The sequence below is a fragment of the Microterricola pindariensis genome (genome assembly GCF_002936985.1).
GTDB classification, from domain to species: Bacteria; Actinomycetota; Actinomycetes; order Actinomycetales; family Microbacteriaceae; genus Microterricola; species Microterricola pindariensis.
This window is the reverse complement of the sequence record NZ_MPZN01000039.1, coordinates 1-15,141: the sequence shown is the minus strand read 5'-3', so window position 1 is coordinate 15,141 and position 15,141 is coordinate 1. Positions and strand designations below refer to the sequence as shown.

Annotated in this window: 15 protein-coding genes; 4 read left to right on the top strand and 11 right to left on the bottom strand. The window is 68.4% G+C overall.

Features of this window, described 5'->3' with window-relative positions:
* Positions 1-31 precede the first annotated feature (31 nt).
* From GY24_RS11730 to GY24_RS11720, 3 genes are all read right to left on the bottom strand, one after another.
* Entirely contained in the window at positions 32-1,075 is a 1,044-nt protein-coding gene (locus GY24_RS11730) for an ABC transporter substrate-binding protein (RefSeq protein ID WP_104475971.1), read from the bottom strand.
* Positions 1,076-1,183: 108 nt separating this feature from the next.
* Positions 1,184-2,020, bottom strand: a complete 837-nt coding sequence (locus GY24_RS11725; RefSeq protein WP_104475969.1) for an ABC transporter permease — start codon at positions 2,018-2,020, stop codon at positions 1,184-1,186.
* Positions 2,021-2,073: 53 nt separating this feature from the next.
* Positions 2,074-2,853, bottom strand: a complete 780-nt coding sequence (locus tag GY24_RS11720; protein WP_233279333.1) for an ABC transporter ATP-binding protein — start codon at positions 2,851-2,853, stop codon at positions 2,074-2,076.
* Between the two features lie 211 nt (positions 2,854-3,064).
* Here GY24_RS11720 and GY24_RS11715 point away from each other — a divergent pair, with 211 nt between their 5' ends.
* Both GY24_RS11715 and GY24_RS11710 read left to right on the top strand, forming a co-directional pair.
* Positions 3,065-4,507: an aldehyde dehydrogenase family protein gene (locus GY24_RS11715; RefSeq protein WP_104475965.1), complete on the top strand. Its 1,443-nt coding sequence runs from the start codon at positions 3,065-3,067 to the stop codon at positions 4,505-4,507.
* Complete coding sequence (locus GY24_RS11710) at positions 4,504-5,757, top strand: MFS transporter (RefSeq protein ID WP_161498733.1); 1,254 nt, start codon at positions 4,504-4,506, stop codon at positions 5,755-5,757. Before GY24_RS11715 ends, GY24_RS11710 begins: the two co-directional genes overlap by 4 nt.
* 188 nt (positions 5,758-5,945) lie before the next feature.
* Here GY24_RS11710 and GY24_RS11705 read toward each other — a convergent pair whose 3' ends face one another.
* From GY24_RS11705 to GY24_RS11670, 8 genes are all read right to left on the bottom strand, one after another.
* Complete coding sequence (locus tag GY24_RS11705) at positions 5,946-6,242, bottom strand: hypothetical protein (protein ID WP_104475960.1); 297 nt, start codon at positions 6,240-6,242, stop codon at positions 5,946-5,948.
* On the bottom strand, positions 6,239-6,889 hold the full coding sequence (locus GY24_RS11700) for a hypothetical protein (protein ID WP_104475958.1): 651 nt from the start codon (positions 6,887-6,889) through the stop codon (positions 6,239-6,241). The genes GY24_RS11705 and GY24_RS11700 overlap by 4 nt, the downstream gene beginning before the upstream one ends.
* Before the next feature lie 224 nt (positions 6,890-7,113).
* Positions 7,114-8,487, bottom strand: a complete 1,374-nt coding sequence (locus GY24_RS11695) for an NAD(P)(+) transhydrogenase (Re/Si-specific) subunit beta (protein WP_104475956.1) — start codon at positions 8,485-8,487, stop codon at positions 7,114-7,116.
* Positions 8,484-8,801 (bottom strand): NAD(P) transhydrogenase subunit alpha, encoded by a 318-nt coding sequence (locus tag GY24_RS11690; RefSeq protein WP_104475954.1) that lies wholly within the window; start codon positions 8,799-8,801, stop codon positions 8,484-8,486. Before GY24_RS11690 ends, GY24_RS11695 begins: the two co-directional genes overlap by 4 nt.
* Positions 8,801-10,003: a Re/Si-specific NAD(P)(+) transhydrogenase subunit alpha gene (locus GY24_RS11685; protein ID WP_104475952.1), complete on the bottom strand. Its 1,203-nt coding sequence runs from the start codon at positions 10,001-10,003 to the stop codon at positions 8,801-8,803. Before GY24_RS11685 ends, GY24_RS11690 begins: the two co-directional genes overlap by 1 nt.
* A 210-nt stretch (positions 10,004-10,213) precedes the next feature.
* Complete coding sequence (locus tag GY24_RS11680; protein WP_104475949.1) at positions 10,214-11,146, bottom strand: threonine/serine dehydratase; 933 nt, start codon at positions 11,144-11,146, stop codon at positions 10,214-10,216.
* 187 nt (positions 11,147-11,333) lie between these two features.
* On the bottom strand, positions 11,334-11,981 hold the full coding sequence (locus tag GY24_RS11675) for an NADPH-dependent F420 reductase (RefSeq protein WP_104475946.1): 648 nt from the start codon (positions 11,979-11,981) through the stop codon (positions 11,334-11,336).
* A gap of 2 nt (positions 11,982-11,983) precedes the next feature.
* Positions 11,984-13,042 (bottom strand): LLM class flavin-dependent oxidoreductase, encoded by a 1,059-nt coding sequence (locus GY24_RS11670; RefSeq protein ID WP_104475944.1) that lies wholly within the window; start codon positions 13,040-13,042, stop codon positions 11,984-11,986.
* Between the two features lie 92 nt (positions 13,043-13,134).
* Between GY24_RS11670 and GY24_RS11665 the strand changes: the two genes are divergently transcribed.
* Entirely contained in the window at positions 13,135-13,509 is a 375-nt protein-coding gene (locus GY24_RS11665) for a winged helix-turn-helix transcriptional regulator (protein WP_233279332.1), read from the top strand.
* 40 nt (positions 13,510-13,549) lie between these two features.
* A partial coding sequence (locus GY24_RS11660; RefSeq protein ID WP_133161184.1) for a helicase-related protein occupies positions 13,550-15,141 on the top strand: 1,592 nt, incomplete at its 3' end.

Genomic DNA, 15,141 nt, shown 5'->3' with positions numbered 1-15,141 from the left:
CAGCCGTATTACTGTCTCGTGTTAGAGCGCGTTACTTTCCGTTAGCGAAGTCCATGAAGCTACTCTCCGTTACCCGAGCGGCTACCGTGGTGTCTTCGTCGTAGGACAACACATCCGGCATTTGACGGAAGACCTCTTCGTACGACTCGATGTAGTCGGTGGGGAACGCCAGCGTTGTCGGGTAGAGGGAGGACGGCACAGTGAGCAGAAGGTCCTTCTCCGTCTCGAGCACCTCGGCAATCAGGTCGATGTTCTTCTCATCGTGCAGCCAGTCGCCCTGCATGTGGTTCTTGTAAGTGTTCAGCAGAGCGAGGACGAAGGCCTCACCAACTGCGGTGTTGTCGCTCAGCAGTGTCGGCCCGAACATCAGGCTGACAGAGGGGTAGTCGAGCGGGGCGCTGCGTGCGAACATCTCGCCCGAGTCGGCCTCGAGGATGACTGTCGTGTTCGGCTGCGATGCGGTGCCGCCGAAGACCGCACCGTTCTCGAGTGCGATGACTGTGTCCGTCTGCTTCATGGAACTGATGTTGACGTCTGCGAGCGTCAGGCCCTCTTCTTCCAAGGCCTGCGACAAGGTGAGCAGCGGCGGTCCGGCCACGCCGGACGACGAAGCCAGCGTCTGCCCCTCGAGCATTGACACGTCGAACTTCTTGCCATCGAGCGCAGCCTTGCTCACGTACCAACCATTCACCGAATCTTCCGGCTCAATGGCACCAGGAGCGACCATGCGAACTTCCGACCCCTGCGCGACCGCGTTCAGCACGTTTGCACTCGGACCCGACACCATTGCGTCGATCTTGCCCGTGGCCAGGAGAACGAGCGCGTCGGGAGCGGGAGCGAATTCCACCTCGAGTTTGATGTTCTGCTTGGCGAACTCACCCCAGTGCTCTTCCATAAGATAAGGCACAAAATAGGCGATCTTCGAGGAGACGACGACCTTGACTGTTGTTGGCTCGGCGAGGGCTTCCGCAGTAGGTTCGCTGTTGGCCACGGTTCCGGTGGATGAACATGCCGCGAGTGCGAGCACTGCGCCGAATGCGGCGATGGGGCGAAGTGCTTTAAGACGAAACTTCATTGATTCCTCTTCTATTCTCTGTGATCCTGCGCTGGTGTAACAGGGATGGGCTCCAGACCGGAGCGCGGCGTCAGATTGGCGGTTTCGTCAATTCGACAATTGTGTGAGCTAGCTCGCGGCGCGACGGGTCTCGCGCGGCGCCCAAGGCGCAAGCTTGCTAGCCAGGAACTTGACCACGGCGGTCAGTAGAAAGCCGAGCAGGGCCACGGTGACAATGCCGACATACATTTGGTCGGCTTGGAAGAGCGACCAGCTGTGCCAGATTCGGTATCCGATTCCTTCGTCACCGCTGACGAACTCTGTACCGACGGCAATGAGCACTGACGTGCCAAGCGCAATCCGAATGCCGGTGAAGAGCATCGGCAGGATGGCAGGAAGCAGAATGTGGCGAAAACGCTGGATGCCGTTGATGTGGAAGATATGCGCAGCCTCGGTGTAGGTGGGCTGGATGTCTTCAATCGCCTCCAACACGGTGACCCAGATCACGAAGAAGACACCCAACGCGATCAGCAGAATCTTCGGCAGCTCACCCAACCCGAAGATCAACAGGAGCAGCGGCAGGATTGCGAGCTTGGGGATTGTGTAAATAGCCGAGAGCATGGGCTCGAGCGCGGCGCGGGCAACGCGGGAGAGCCCCAGAAGAGTTCCCGTTGCGACACCGGCAATGAACCCCAGAGCATATCCAATGAGCAGCGCGCGTAGCGTGGCCCAGACATCCGAGAAGAGCAGCCCGGAGGCGACCATCTTGCCCGCTTCCTCGAATATCGTCGTGGGCGCCGGGAAGAAGCGCGCATCAACGATTCCAACCCGTGCCGAGACCTCCCAGAGCAACAGCAGCATCAGAGGGGTGCCGAGCCCGAGAATCACGTTGTTGCGCTTGCGGCGGCGGGCGAACCCATCTGGGTCGAGCTCGATGGGGCGGGGCTCGATTGCGATTGTCTTCACAGCGCTGCTCTTTCTGCTCGGCGGGCTTGTTCGTGCGGGTTGCAGGGTCGAGGTCACTTGTTGGCCCTTTCCACTTCGCCGCGCATTTGCGACCAGATCTCTTGCTCCAACTCGGCGAACTCTTTGGTGCCGCGCACCTCGGGGCGCCGGGGCCGCTCGAACGGAATCCGGTAATCACCGATGATCTTGCCGGGGCGGGCAGACATAACGACGACACGATCACCGAGCAGGATCGCCTCCTCGAGGCTGTGGGTGACGAAGACAACGGTGCGTTGGTCCTCCTGCCAGATCGAGAGAAGTTCGTCTTGCAGGATGCGGCGCATCTGGGCGTCGAGAGCGGCGAATGGTTCGTCCATGAGCAGAATCTCCGGCTGCACAGCGAGCGCTCGCGCGATCGAGACGCGCTGGGCCATGCCGCCTGACAGCGCGGACGGGAGGGCGTCGGCGAAGTCTGAGAGGTTCATCCGATCCATCAGCGCCGCAACCCGATCCACCCGTTCAGCCTTGGGTGTGCCATTGACCTCAAGCGGAAGCCCGATGTTCTCTGCGACCGTCTTCCACGGGAAGATGCTGTAGTTCTGAAAAACCATTGCGGTCGTGAGTCCGGGGCCGGATGCCTGGATCTTGACGGATCCGGAGGTTGGGTAATGCAGATCAGCGATCATGCGCAGAAGCGTTGACTTTCCGCAGCCCGACGGCCCAACGAGGCAGACGAACTCGCCTTCGTTGATCTCCAGGTCGACGTTCTCCAGAGCGCGGACTTCACCTTTGCGCCCATAGAGCTTTGTTACGGCCTCAACCGAGATCTTGGGTGGACGCGGTGCGGCATCCAAGCCACCGTATTCTGCCGCCAATGCGGTACTGACTGGCTGTCGCGTTGCCATTTCGGCCTCTCATCGTTGAGCGAGTATCAATCCGTGCACCTGTGTATACAGGTGTATGGTGTGGCTATAGTAGCCAAGCAGAGCGGCGCGTGCAACACAGAGTCTGGAATGCCGTTTCGCGCCGCACACCAAGCCCAGCAATTCCTGCGAAAGGACGCGGATGTCCATCACTGCCACTGCCACCGCCCAGCTCTTCATCGCCGGGGCGTGGCAAGAGGGAACCCTCAGCCCCACAACGTTGACCGACAAGTACGACAACTCGCCCATCGCGACGGTGGCGACGGCGAGCAAAGCACAGGTCTCCGATGCGATCGGTCACGCGCTGGCCTCGTGGCAGAAGACGCCGCTCCAGCAGGCGGAAAGGGCACAGATTCTCGACAGGGCGGCCGAACTCGTCCGCCGCGACGCAACGCACCTCATCGCCACAGTCATGGCTGACACCGGTTTCGCAATTGCCGACGCCACAAAAGAAGTCGAACGCTCAATCGACACCTTCAAGCTCTGCGCGGAGGAGGCCCGCCGGCTCGGAGGCGAGATGGTGCCCCTGGCCGGCGTACCTGGTAACCACGAGAGAATCGCATTCACACGGCGCCACCCGCTCGGTGTCGTCGTCGCGATCACGCCGTTCAATTCGCCACTCAATACCGTTGTTCACAAAGTTGGTCCCGCAATCGCAGCAGGCAACGCAGTCGTGTTGAAGCCCGCCACGCAGACCCCCTTATCTGCTGCGGCACTGGTGGGCATCTTGCTAGAAGCGGGCCTGCCCAGCGGGCTCATCACGCTCCTCTATGGCAGTGGCGGCTCCGTCGGCCAGTGGCTCGCAGAGGATCCTCGCCCGGCCTTCTACGCGTTCACCGGAAGTACACGCGTGGGACAACTGTTACACGCAACGGTTGGAATGAGACCCATTCAACTTGAGATGGGCAGCCTCGCGAGCACGATCATTTGCGCCGACGCCGACCTTGCCCGGGCAGCGACCCTGGCCGCCAATGCCGCGTTCCGGAAATCTGGTCAGGTCTGCACCTCGGTGCAGCGCCTCTACGTGCACCGCGACGTTCAATCAGAAGTTGCACAGCGCATCACCGAGAGAGTGGCGTCGCTGCCCTGGGGCGATCCCCGGAATGCAGCAACAATCGTGGGTCCCCTCGTCTCGCCGCCCGAGGCCGAGCGGGTCGAGCTGTGGATCAACAAAGCCGCGAACAGCGGTGCGGCAATCCTCTCCGGAGGAACGCGGCATGGAAATGTGATTGCCCCAACGGTGATCGCCGACGCCCCGGATTCCTCTCTGGTGTTCTCAAAGGAGATCTTTGGCCCCGTCGTCGTGCTGCGTCCGTTCGATGAACTCGCCGAAGCCATCTCGGGCGCCAATGACACACCATACGGTCTCGCCGCTGGAATTTTCACACGCGACATTGACAGTGCACTGACCGCTGCAGAGCAGCTACGCTTCGGCTCGGTGCACATCAACGAGACCTCAAGCTCACGCGTGGATCTCATGCCGTTCAGCGGGATCAAGGCGAGCGGATTCGGTGGTGCCGAGGGGCCGAAGTACGCGGTGAGAGACATGAGCGAAGAGCGTCTCATCACCTTGAGCAGGGCGTGAACGCGGAGACCCTCGCCGCACCACCACCACGGAGTGGACCATTCGCGGCCTTCGGGAATCGCTCCTACCTGCTGTTCTGGGTCGGAGCAATCATTACAAACACGGGCTCTTGGGTCAGCGCCATCGCCATACCTTTCGTCATCTTCGACTTCACTGGAAGCGGGGTCTGGCTCGGTATTGTCGCCGTGGCGACTTTTGTGCCTGGTGTGATCCTCGCCCCTTACGGTGGGGTGCTCGCCGATCGCTATCCGCGCCGCAAGGTCTTGCTCATGACTCAAGCTGCCGGAGCTGTCGCAGCGCTCGGGCTGCTCGCGATGTGGCTGGCAGGTGTGCGCGATCCCACACTGTTACTCGTTCCGGTTGCACTCGGCGGGGCAGTGAACGGCCTGAACCTGCCCGCCTGGCAGTCGTTCGTCAACGATCTGGTCTCGCGGTCCGAGCTGGACTCCGCCGTGACCCTGCAGGCACTCCAGCTCAACGTCGCGCGTGCTGTCGGCCCTCTCGTTGCCGGCATTCTGATCGCTGGTGGCGGCCCGGAGAACGCCTTCGCCGTCAATGCAGTCTCGTTCGTCCTGACACTGCTCATTCTGTTGGTGGTGCGTCCACAACGAGTTCAGGAGTTCCCCACCCCGCGACGCAGCGCCATCGCCGAGCTCGCCAGCGCTGCCCGGTACACACTCGAACGCCCCCGCATTCTCTTGATTCTGGGCATCTCGATGTCCATCGGGATCTTCGTGAACCCGATCTTCTCGTTGACGGTCGTGCTCGCCGACATCAATCTCGAAGCTGGGGCCGACGTGGTGGGCGGCCTGAACGCCGCGCTGGGCATTGGGGCGGTGCTCATGGCGCCGTTCGTCGCCAGGCTTGGCCGCCGGAGGGGTTACCGGGGCGCGATCACGGGTGGCCTCGTCGTCTTGGCGTTCGGCGTGGGGATAGTTGGCTTGGCGTCAACCCTGATCTCAAGCTTGGCGGCCCTTCTCCTCATTGGAGCGGCATTCGTCGTGGTGATCGTCGGCACAAATTCAACGCTTCACCACTCGATTTCCGACGAAGTGCGTGGGCGCATCGTTGCACTCAGGCATGTCGCCTACACCTCGGGGTTCCCAATTGGCTCGTTGCTGACCGGAGTCTTGATCGACACAGTTGGCATCAGGTGGGCGCTCGTCGGCTGCGGCACCGGCTTGGCCATAACGGCCGTGGCTTGCGCGACTCTGGGCCGGCATCTAACGCTCACACGGTCACAAAGCTAGCGTGCGCATTTGTGTCAGGAACTGTCGCCCCCGAAGAGGCGTGTTGGCGGCCGGCTACATCGGCCTCGCCAACGAGCTGGTGGACCGCCTGCCCCGCGCCTGAGCCCTGGCAACACGCCCCTCGCAACGCGGAACGCCCGGCAGCTGGAGCTGCCGGGCGTTCTGCGTTGCTGCGTTGCTTCTGGGGCCTACTTCTCACCGTCCGGGTTGTTCTGCCGCTCGAGGTCGGCCGTCTCCTCTGCATCCTGCTTGGCGCCCATCGCGAAGAGCGCGAGCACCATCAGGATGACGATGAAGGTGATGCCGGTGGAGACCAGCGTCAGCACGAGCTGCTGCGTGGTCATCAGCACGATGAGGCCGACGAAGACCGCGCCGATGCCGGAGCCGCCGACCAGCTCGACCGGTCGCAGCCGGTCGCGCCGGCTGGGCTGGAACTGGGCACCGAGGGGCTCTGGGCGCTTCTTGGGGTCTGGCTGCGTGCTCACGGTACATCCGATTCAGAAGTGGGGGTGGGGAGAGAAGATGCGGGGGGCGCGGATGCCGCAGGCTGCGCGCTCGCGCGCTTCGGAGCCGAGTCCCACTTCAGCGAGAACGCGGCGATGCCGAGGAACACGGTGAGGATCGCGAAGTAGGCGCCGAGCAGGCCGACGGAGACGACGCTGTGCGGCGGCAGGACCATCAGCACGAGGGCGAGGATCACGGTGAGCCCGCCGGCCGTGCGCCAGTCGCGGGAGGCGGCCAGCGTCGTGCGGGTGCGCCAGCCGGCGTAGAACTCGAGCACGCCGGTGCAGGCGGCCCAGACGGTGACGATGAACAGGAACGATCCGAGCCCGCCCTGCGCGTCGAGGCTGCCGAGCAGGCCGAGCGCGACCAGGCCGGCGGCCACGGTGAGCACGCCGTTCGTGGCGAACAGGCGGCGGCTGAGCGGGTCGGTGAGCAGGCGCAGGCTGAGCGCGCCGAGGATGAGCCCGGCGGCCACGGCCCAGATGCCGAACACGATGAGGCCGAAGCGCGGGCCGTGGTCCTCGGAGAAGGTGATGGCGATGGCTGGAATGGCGAGCAGGATCGCCCGACTGAGCGGCACAATCCACTCGGTCGAGGTGTGCGCTGCGGCAACCCGGGTCTGAGTCACGCTGCGACCTCTTTCATGGCTGGGGAACTGCTCCAGTCTACGTCGCCGACGCGCCGCGCAAGCTGGGCGCGGCGCAGCAGCCGCGCCAGAGGCGCCGGCCCGCCCCCGTGAGTCGCAGAATCCGCACCGCGGCGGGAGGCTCGCGGCACGCGAAACGTCTCGCGGCACTGGGTATACCCAGTGCCGCGAGACAAAACGGGGGCCGCGAGCGGCGCCGCCACCGCCTAGAGCGCCTTCACCGCCGCGAGCACCTTGCCGAGGGAGTCCTTGGCGTCGCCGAATAGCAGGGTGGTCTGCGGCTCGTACAGCAGCTCGTTCTCGATGCCGGCGAAGCCGGGGCGCATCGAGCGCTTGAGGAACACGACCTGGCGGGCGTCTCCGGCCTCGAGGATCGGCATGCCGTAGATCGGCGAGCCGGGCGAGGTCTTCGCCGCCGGGTTGACGACGTCGTTCGCGCCGACGACGAGCACGACATCCGTCGTCTTGAACTCGGGGTTCACGTCGGCCATCTCCTTGAGCGACTCGTAGGGCACGTTGGCCTCGGCGAGCAGCACGTTCATGTGGCCCGGCATGCGCCCCGCCACCGGGTGGATGGCGTAGACGACCTCGGTGCCGCGCGCCTCGAGCGTCGTGGCCAGCTCGACCAGGGTGTGCTGGCCCTGGGCGACCGCGAGACCGTAGCCGGGAACCACGATGACCCGTTGGGCGTAGCCGAGCAGCACGGCGACGTCCTCGGGGCTGGAGGAGCGCACCGGGCGCTCGCTCTGCGTGGTGGAGCCGGCGGTCGATCCGCCGCGGAAGGCGCCGAACAGGATGCCGGTGACGCCGCGCCCCATCGCGGCCGCCATCGCCTGGGTGAGGATCGTACCGCTGGCGCCGACGAGGGTGCCGGCCACGACGAGCAGCACGTTGTCGAGCACGAGGCCGGATGCCGCGACGGCCAGTCCGGTGAAGGCATTCAACAGCGAGATCACGATGGGCACGTCGGCGCCGCCGACCGGCAGCACCAGCAGCACGCCGGCCGCGAGGCCGATCGCGAGCAGCGCGAGGGCGTAACCGGCTGAGCCGGTTGCAATCGTGACGGCGGCGCCGGCGATCGCCAGCACGACGACGAGCCCCATCACCACCGGGAGCCCGGGGAAGAGCACGGGCCGCGTCGTCATCAGCTCCTGCAGCTTGGCGAAGGTGATCGCCGAGCCGGCGAAGGAGATAGCGCCGACGAGCAGCGCGAAGACGATGGCCAGGCGCACCCACGGGTCGTCGTTGTGGGCGAGCTCGAGCAGGGCCACCAGTGCAGCCGCCCCGCCGCCGACGCCGTTGAAGACGGCGACGAGCTGCGGCATCTGGGTCATCTTCACCCGGCGCGAGACGGGCGCCGCGACGAGCGCGCCGACCGCGATCGCCCCGAGGATCCAGGGGATGTTGTCGAGCTCCGTCGAGAGGAACACGGTCACGACGGCCACGAGCGCGCCGAAGGCGCCGATCAGGTTGCCGCGTCGGGCGGTCTTCGGCGCCGCCAGGCCGCGCAGGGCCAGGATGAAGCAGACGGCGGCAACGAGGTAGAGCAGGGCGGCCCAGGTGGGGTCGAGCAGCGTCATCGGCCGGTCTCCTTCTGATCAGCGGATGCCGCCGGCGCCTTGCGCCCGCGGAACATTTCGAGCATGCGGTCGGTCACGACGAATCCGCCTACGAGGTTGGCGGTGGCGAGCACCACCGCGAGCAGGGCGACGGCGAGCACGAGCGGCTCGTGCGCCTGGCCGGCGACGATGATCGCGCCGACGAGGATGATGCCGTGGATCGCGTTCGCGCCCGACATCAGCGGCGTGTGCAGCGTGCTCGACACCTTCGAGACGACTTCAAAGCCGACGAACACCGCGAGCACGGTGATCGTCAACAGGGCAATTCCGTCCATCAGGCCACTCCTCCTTCGGTTGCTTGCGCATCAGGGGCCGACGCGTCCGCAGCGGCGGCCGGCGGCAGCCCGAGCGCCTCCGCGGTCGGCGCGTGCCGCACCACCCCGTCGGCGGTCAGGCAGGCGCCGGCGACGACCTCGTCGCCGAAGTCGGGGGCGACGACGCCGTCGGCCGTCATCAGCTCGAGCAGGTTGGCGACGTTCTTGGCGTAGAGCCGGGAGGCGTCGGAGGCCATCGCCGATGCGGCATCCTTCATGCCGACGATGGTGACCTCGCCGGAACCGTCTGCGGTGGGAACGAGCACGTCGGCGCCGGCCACGGCGCCCTCGACGTTGCCGCCGCTCTCGGCGGCCAGGTCGACCACGACCGAGCCGGGCTTCATCGCCTGCACCATCGCGCGGGTGACGAGCAGCGGCGCAGGGCGTCCGGGGATGGCCGCGGTGGTGATCAGCACGTCGGCTGCCGCGACGTGCGGGGCCAGCAGCGCGCGCTGCCTGGCCGCCTTGTCCTCGCCGAGCTCCTTCGCGTAGCCGCCGCTGGCCTCGGCGGTCTCGAGGTCCAGGTTGATGAACTTCGCTCCCATCGAGGCGACCTCGTCGGCGGATGCCGGCCGCACGTCGTTCGCCGAGACCCGGGCGCCGAGCCGCTTGGCCGTGCCGATCGCCTGGAGTCCGGCGACGCCGGCGCCGAGCACCAGCACGCTGGCGGGAGGGATCGTTCCGGCGGCGGTCATGTACAGCGGGAAGAAGCGGGGCAGGCGCGTGGCGGCCTCCAGCACGCAGCGGTAGCCGGCGATGAGTGCCTGCGAGGTGAGCGCGTCCATCGACTGGGCGCGCGAGATGCGCGGCACCAGCTCGAGCGCGAACGCCGTGATGCCGGCCCCGGCGAGGGCCCGCACGGTGGGCAGCTCGCTGGCCGGGGAGGCGAGGCCGATGGTGACCGCGCCGCGGCGCAGCAGGCCAACGGTCTCCGGGGTGAGCGGCCGCACGTGGGCGAACACGTCCAGCTCGGCGAGCTCGAGCGCGGGGACGACGGTCGCGCCGGCATCCGCATAGCTCTGGTCGCTGTGCCCGGCGGCGACGCCCGCGCCGCTCTCGATCAGGACGTCGAGGCCCAGCCTCGTCAGTTGACGCACGGTGTCCGGAGTGGCGGCGACGCGCCTCTCCCCGTCTCGGCGCTCTCGCGCAATGCCGACTCTCAAGCCATACTCCCGTCTCGAAGGGGTGCGGCAAGCCGGTTTGCGGTCAGGACCGCTGCGGCAACTCTGCAGCACACAACGAGTCTGACAGTACGGGTCGCTCGGGGCGCTCATCCAGCGTTCGTGGCGCGAAGATCCGCGATTCTTTCGTTCCGCGTCAATTCCGAGCGATTCTGGCGGAACACCCTCCGCGCCGGCGGGGGCGCGGCGGCGCTAGAAGGTGCCGGCGTCCGTGTTCGCCCCGCAGACGACGACCGCGACGCGCTCGCCCGGCCGTGGGCTGTAGGCATCGGATGCCAAGGCCGCCGCCGCCGCGGCCGCGCCGTGCTCGCTGGGGATGCGGTAGTCGCGCCAGAGCGCGGAGCGCGCAGCCACGATGTCGGAGTCCGCGACCAGCACGCTGCTCAGGGAGCCCCGGGCGTGCGCGGGCTGGGCCAGCTCGAAGCCGATCTGCCCGACGCGCCGGGCGCCGAGGGAGTCGGCCGCGACGCCGCCGACCGGCACGTCGACCAGGGCGCCGGCCGCCAGTGCTGCGTGCAGGGTGGGCGCCGCCTCGGGCTCGACGGCCACGACGTGGGCGCGGCCGTCCACCGCGGCGAGCACGCCGGCCAGCAGGCCGGCGCCGCCGACCGCGACCACGATGGTGTCGATGCCGGGGTCGTCCTCGAGCAGCTCCGTGGCCAGGACCCCGGCGCCGGCCGCGATCTCCGGCTGGTCGTAGGCGTGGCAGAACAGGGCGCCGCGCTCGGCGGCGAACACGGTCGCCGCCGCATACGCCTCGACGTACTCGCTGCCGGCCTGCACCACGGTCGCCCCGAGGGCGCGCAGCAGGGCCACCTTGACGGCGGGCGCCGTCTCCGGCACGAACACCGTGCTGGGCACCCCGAGCACGGAGGCCGCGTAGGCGTGCGCGATGCCCGCGTTGCCGCCGGACGCCACGACGATGCCGATCCCGGCATCCAGCTCGCCCCGTTCCCGGGCGGCGAGCTGTCGGTTGAACGCCCCGCGCGCCTTGAACGTGCCGGTGTGCTGCAGGAACTCCAACTTGAAGGAGAGGGTCGGGCTGGCGCGGAAGGTCGGCGTGCGCCGCACGGAGTCGCGCGTGCGCGCCTCGGCGGCCTGGACGTCGAGTCTGGTGAGCGTCATGAGCGGGTCCAATCGGCGGCGGTTGTGCGTGGGCTGGATGCCGCGAGTCAACTCTAGGCGGCCCCGCAGCAGCGGATCGGAAGGCCTTCGCGCGATCGGGAGGCAGTTTCGGGCCGGTTCCGGCCTCCCGATCTCCCGTTCGACTCCCGACGCGCTCTGGATCCGGCAGCCCTACGCGGCGAGAACCCTACGCGGCGAGCTCGCGCCCGGCCGCCAGCGCCGCGAGCTCCTCACGCTGCACGAAGCGCCCGAAGATCTGCTCGCCCGGCTGCAGCACCGCCCCGGCGGCCAGAGCGCCGAGGTCCACGGCGTCGAACCCGATGCGGTCGAGGAAGGCCGCGACCGTGGAGTTGGCGGCCGCGTGGTCGCCCGCGACGGCCACGGCACGGCGATTCGCCGCACCGGCCGGCGCGCCGTCCGTGTCCATGTCGTGGTAGCCGAGGTGGTTGAGCGACTTCACCAGGCGCACGCCCGGATGCAGCCGCTGCACCAGCTCGCTGCTGGAGAGGCCGGGGTCCGCGCCGTGCAGGATCGCCGGGATGCCGTCGACCGGCTCCCAGTGGTTGCTGGCGTCGACGACGATGGCATCGTTGAATCGATTCAGTGACACGGTGTCGACCTTGCCGAACGGCACCGCGAGGATCGTGAGCTCGGCGGCGTCCGCCACCTCGCCGAGCGTCGCCGCCCGGGCACCCGGCACCGTCAGCGCCACGATCTGCTCGAAGTACTGGGCGCCGGGCGAGGCCACCACGAGCACCTCGTCGCCCGCGGCGATGGCCAGCCGGGCGATCGCCGTGCCCACCTTGCCCGCCCCGATGATCCCGATGGTCGCCACGGCTACGCTCCCGTCGGCTGGCCGGCGGCTTCCGCCAGCGCCTCGTCCACGAGGGGCTTCACGCGGGTGCCGAGCAGCTCGATGGAGCGCAGCAGCTGCGCCTGCGGCATGTCGCCGAAGTCCATCTGGAAGAAGTGCCGCATGTGCCCGAGCGCGCCGTGCAGGGCGACGATCCGCTCGGCGATCTCCTCCGGCGAGCCGACGAACAGGGCGCCCGTGCCGGAGGCGTCGCGGTCGTAGGAGAGCCGGGCCGGGGCGGCGAATCCGCGCTGCGAGCCGATCACGCCCATCGTGTTGTGCCAGTGCGGCCAGAAGTCGTCGCGCGCCGTCTTGCCATCCTCGCCGATGAAGCCGGGGCTGCCGACCGACACCTTGATGTCGGCCTCGGCCATGCCATTGGCCCTGGCGGTGTTGCGGTAGAGCTCGGTGAGCGGTGCGAAGCGGGCCGGAGCGCCGCCGATGATGCCGTAGGAGACGGGCAGGCCGAGCAGGCCGGCGCGCACCGAGGAGGAGGGGTTGCCGCCGGTGCCGAGCCAGATCGGCAGGCTGCCGGCATCCGGCCGGGGAACGACCGGGGCATCATGGAGCGCCGGCCGCGTGCTGCCGCTCCACGTGACGTTCTGGTTCGCATTGATCGCGAGCAGCAGGTCGAGCTTCTCGGCGTAGAGCTTGTCGTAGTCGCCCAGGCTGTAGCCGAAGAGCGGGAACGAATCGGTCGACGAACCGCGCCCGGCCGTGATCTCGGCGCGGCCGTTGCTGAGCGCGTCGACCGTGGCGAACTGCTGGAACACACGCACGGGGTCGTCGGTGCTCAGCACCGTGACGGCGCTGGCGAGGGTGATGTTCTCGGTGACGGATGCCGCGGCGGCCAGGATCGTGGCGGCGGCCGAGGCCGGCATCTCAGGGGTGTGGTGCTCGCCGATGCCGAAGTAGTCCAACCCCACCTCGTCGGCGACGCGGATCGCCTCGAGCAGGTTGCGCGTGGCCTGCGCGCTGCTGACGAGCTCCCCGCTCTGCGGGTCGCGGGCGAGGCTGCCGAAGCTGTAGACGCCGAGTTCCATCGTGAAGTCCTTTCGCGGGTGTCGCTGTCCGTCCATCGTCGCCCGTCCCCGGGGAATTGGCGAAGTGATGGTTAGCCACTTACCATGAGTAAGTGACTTCCAATGGAATGGCTGCGGCCCAGACCGATGACCTGACCTCGCTCTACGGCGAGCACATTGACGAGGCGGAGTGCCGCCGCTTCCAGATGGCGGCCGAGGTCGCCGGGCGCAAGTGGACGGCGTCGATCCTGTTGGCCGGGGCCCGCGGCGCCGAGCGCTTCTCGGAGTACCGCGCGCTCGTCGACGGCATCTCCGACCGGATGCTCTCCGTGCGCCTCAAGGAGCTCGAGCAGGAGGGCCTCATGCTGCGCGAGGTCACCCCGAGCACGCCGGTGCAGGTGCGCTACCGGCTGAGCGAGGCGGGCCGCGAGCTGATCAGCGTGTTGCACCCGCTGGTGCGCTGGGGCACCAAGTGGCGCATCGCGTGAGCGGTGAGCGCACGCCCTCGTCACGCGAGAGACTGGGGGAGTGACCAGCGCGCCGTTCGACCCGTCGACGCTCGGACGCGGGCTCGCGTTCGCCGGCGCGGTCGCCGATCTGGGCGCCGCACTCGACCGCAGCACCTCCGTCGTCGTCAGCGCGCCACCCGGAACGGGCAAGACCACGCTGGTCCCGCCGATCGTCGCCGACCGCGTCGCGGGCCGGGTGATCGTCACGCAGCCCCGCCGGGTCGCCGCCCGCGCCGCCGCCCGACGGCTCGCGCACCTGGACGGTTCGCCCCTCGGCTCCCGCGTGGGATTCACCGTCCGCGGCGAACGTCAGGTGAGCCCAGCCACCCGCATCGAGTTCGTCACCGCCGGCGTGCTGCTGCGCCGCCTGCTCGGTGACCCCGGTCTCGACGGCGTCGGCGCGGTCATCATCGACGAGGTGCACGAGCGCGCGCTGGAGACAGACCTGTTGATCGGCCTGCTCGGGGAGGTCCGCGAGCTGCGGGACGACCTCGTGCTCGTCGCGATGTCCGCGACCCTCGACGCGGAGCGGTTCGCCGCCATCCTCGGCACGGATGCCGCCCCGGCTCCGATCGTGACCCAGACCGTTCCCGCGCATCCGCTCGAGGTGCGCTGGGCGCCCTGCCCCACGCCTCGGTTGGACGAGCGCGGGGTGACCTGGGCCTTCCTCGACCACGTCGCGAGCAACGCGGTTGCGGCACACCGCGACCTCGCGCGCACCGATCCAGCCGCAGACGCCCTCGTCTTCGCGCCGGGTGCGCGGGAGGTCTCCGAGATCGCCAGGCGCATCCGCGGGCTCGCCGCGGAGCTCGACGTCCGCGAGCTGCACGGCCAGATCCCCGCCGCCGAGCAGGATGCCGTGATCGGCGGCCGGGGCCCCGACAGCCAGCCGCGGATCATTGTCACGACGTCACTCGCCGAGTCCTCGCTGACTGTCCCCGGCGTGCGCCTGGTCGTCGACAGCTGCCTGTCCCGCGCCCCGCAGCGCGATGCGATGCGCGGCATGAGCGGCCTTGTCACGGGCCCAACGCCCCGGGCATCCGCCGTCCAGCGCGCCGGCCGCGCCACCCGGCAGGGGCCGGGCGTCGTCGTCCGCTGCGTCGACGAGCGCACGTTCGCCGCCGCGCCGACCCACCCGGCCCCGGAAATCGCTGTCGCGGATCTCACCGACGCCGCCCTGCTCCTGGCCTGCTGGGGTGCGCCCGGCGGCGCCGGGCTCCGGCTCGTGGACCCGCTCCCGACCGGCAGCCTCGGCGATGCCCTCGCCGTGCTGCGCGGACTCGGCGCGATCGAGGCCGACGGCCGCGCCACCGAGGAGGGGCGGCAGCTCGCCCGCATCCCGACCGATCCCCGCCTCGCCCGCGCGCTGCGCGCCGGCAGCGCCCTGGTCGGCGCACGCACCGCGGCCGAGGTCATCGCCCTGATCGGCGGCGAGCTGCGCGTGGCCGACGGGGACGCCTCGAGCACGCTTGCCGCGCTCCGCAGTGGCCGCAGCCCGGATGCCCGGCGCTGGCAGCAGGAGGTGCGGCGATTTGAACGTTTCACCGGTCATTCCGGATCGGCCGGGGATGGCCCGGATCGGGGAGCGCCCGACCAGACCGGGCTCGTCAT

What these genes read in the sequence shown, in the direction of transcription:
- GY24_RS11730 (WP_104475971.1), bottom strand. Translation starts at nt 1,075, where the DNA reads ATGAAGTTTCGTCTTAAAGCACTTCGCCCCATCGCCGCATTCGGCGCA.
- GY24_RS11715 (WP_104475965.1), top strand. Translation starts at nt 3,065, where the DNA reads ATGTCCATCACTGCCACTGCCACCGCCCAGCTCTTCATCGCCGGGGCG.
- GY24_RS11695 (WP_104475956.1), bottom strand. Translation starts at nt 8,487, where the DNA reads ATGACGCTGCTCGACCCCACCTGGGCCGCCCTGCTCTACCTCGTTGCC.
- GY24_RS11690 (WP_104475954.1), bottom strand. Translation starts at nt 8,801, where the DNA reads ATGGACGGAATTGCCCTGTTGACGATCACCGTGCTCGCGGTGTTCGTC.
- GY24_RS11680 (WP_104475949.1), bottom strand. Translation starts at nt 11,146, where the DNA reads ATGACGCTCACCAGACTCGACGTCCAGGCCGCCGAGGCGCGCACGCGC.
- GY24_RS11670 (WP_104475944.1), bottom strand. Translation starts at nt 13,042, where the DNA reads ATGGAACTCGGCGTCTACAGCTTCGGCAGCCTCGCCCGCGACCCGCAG.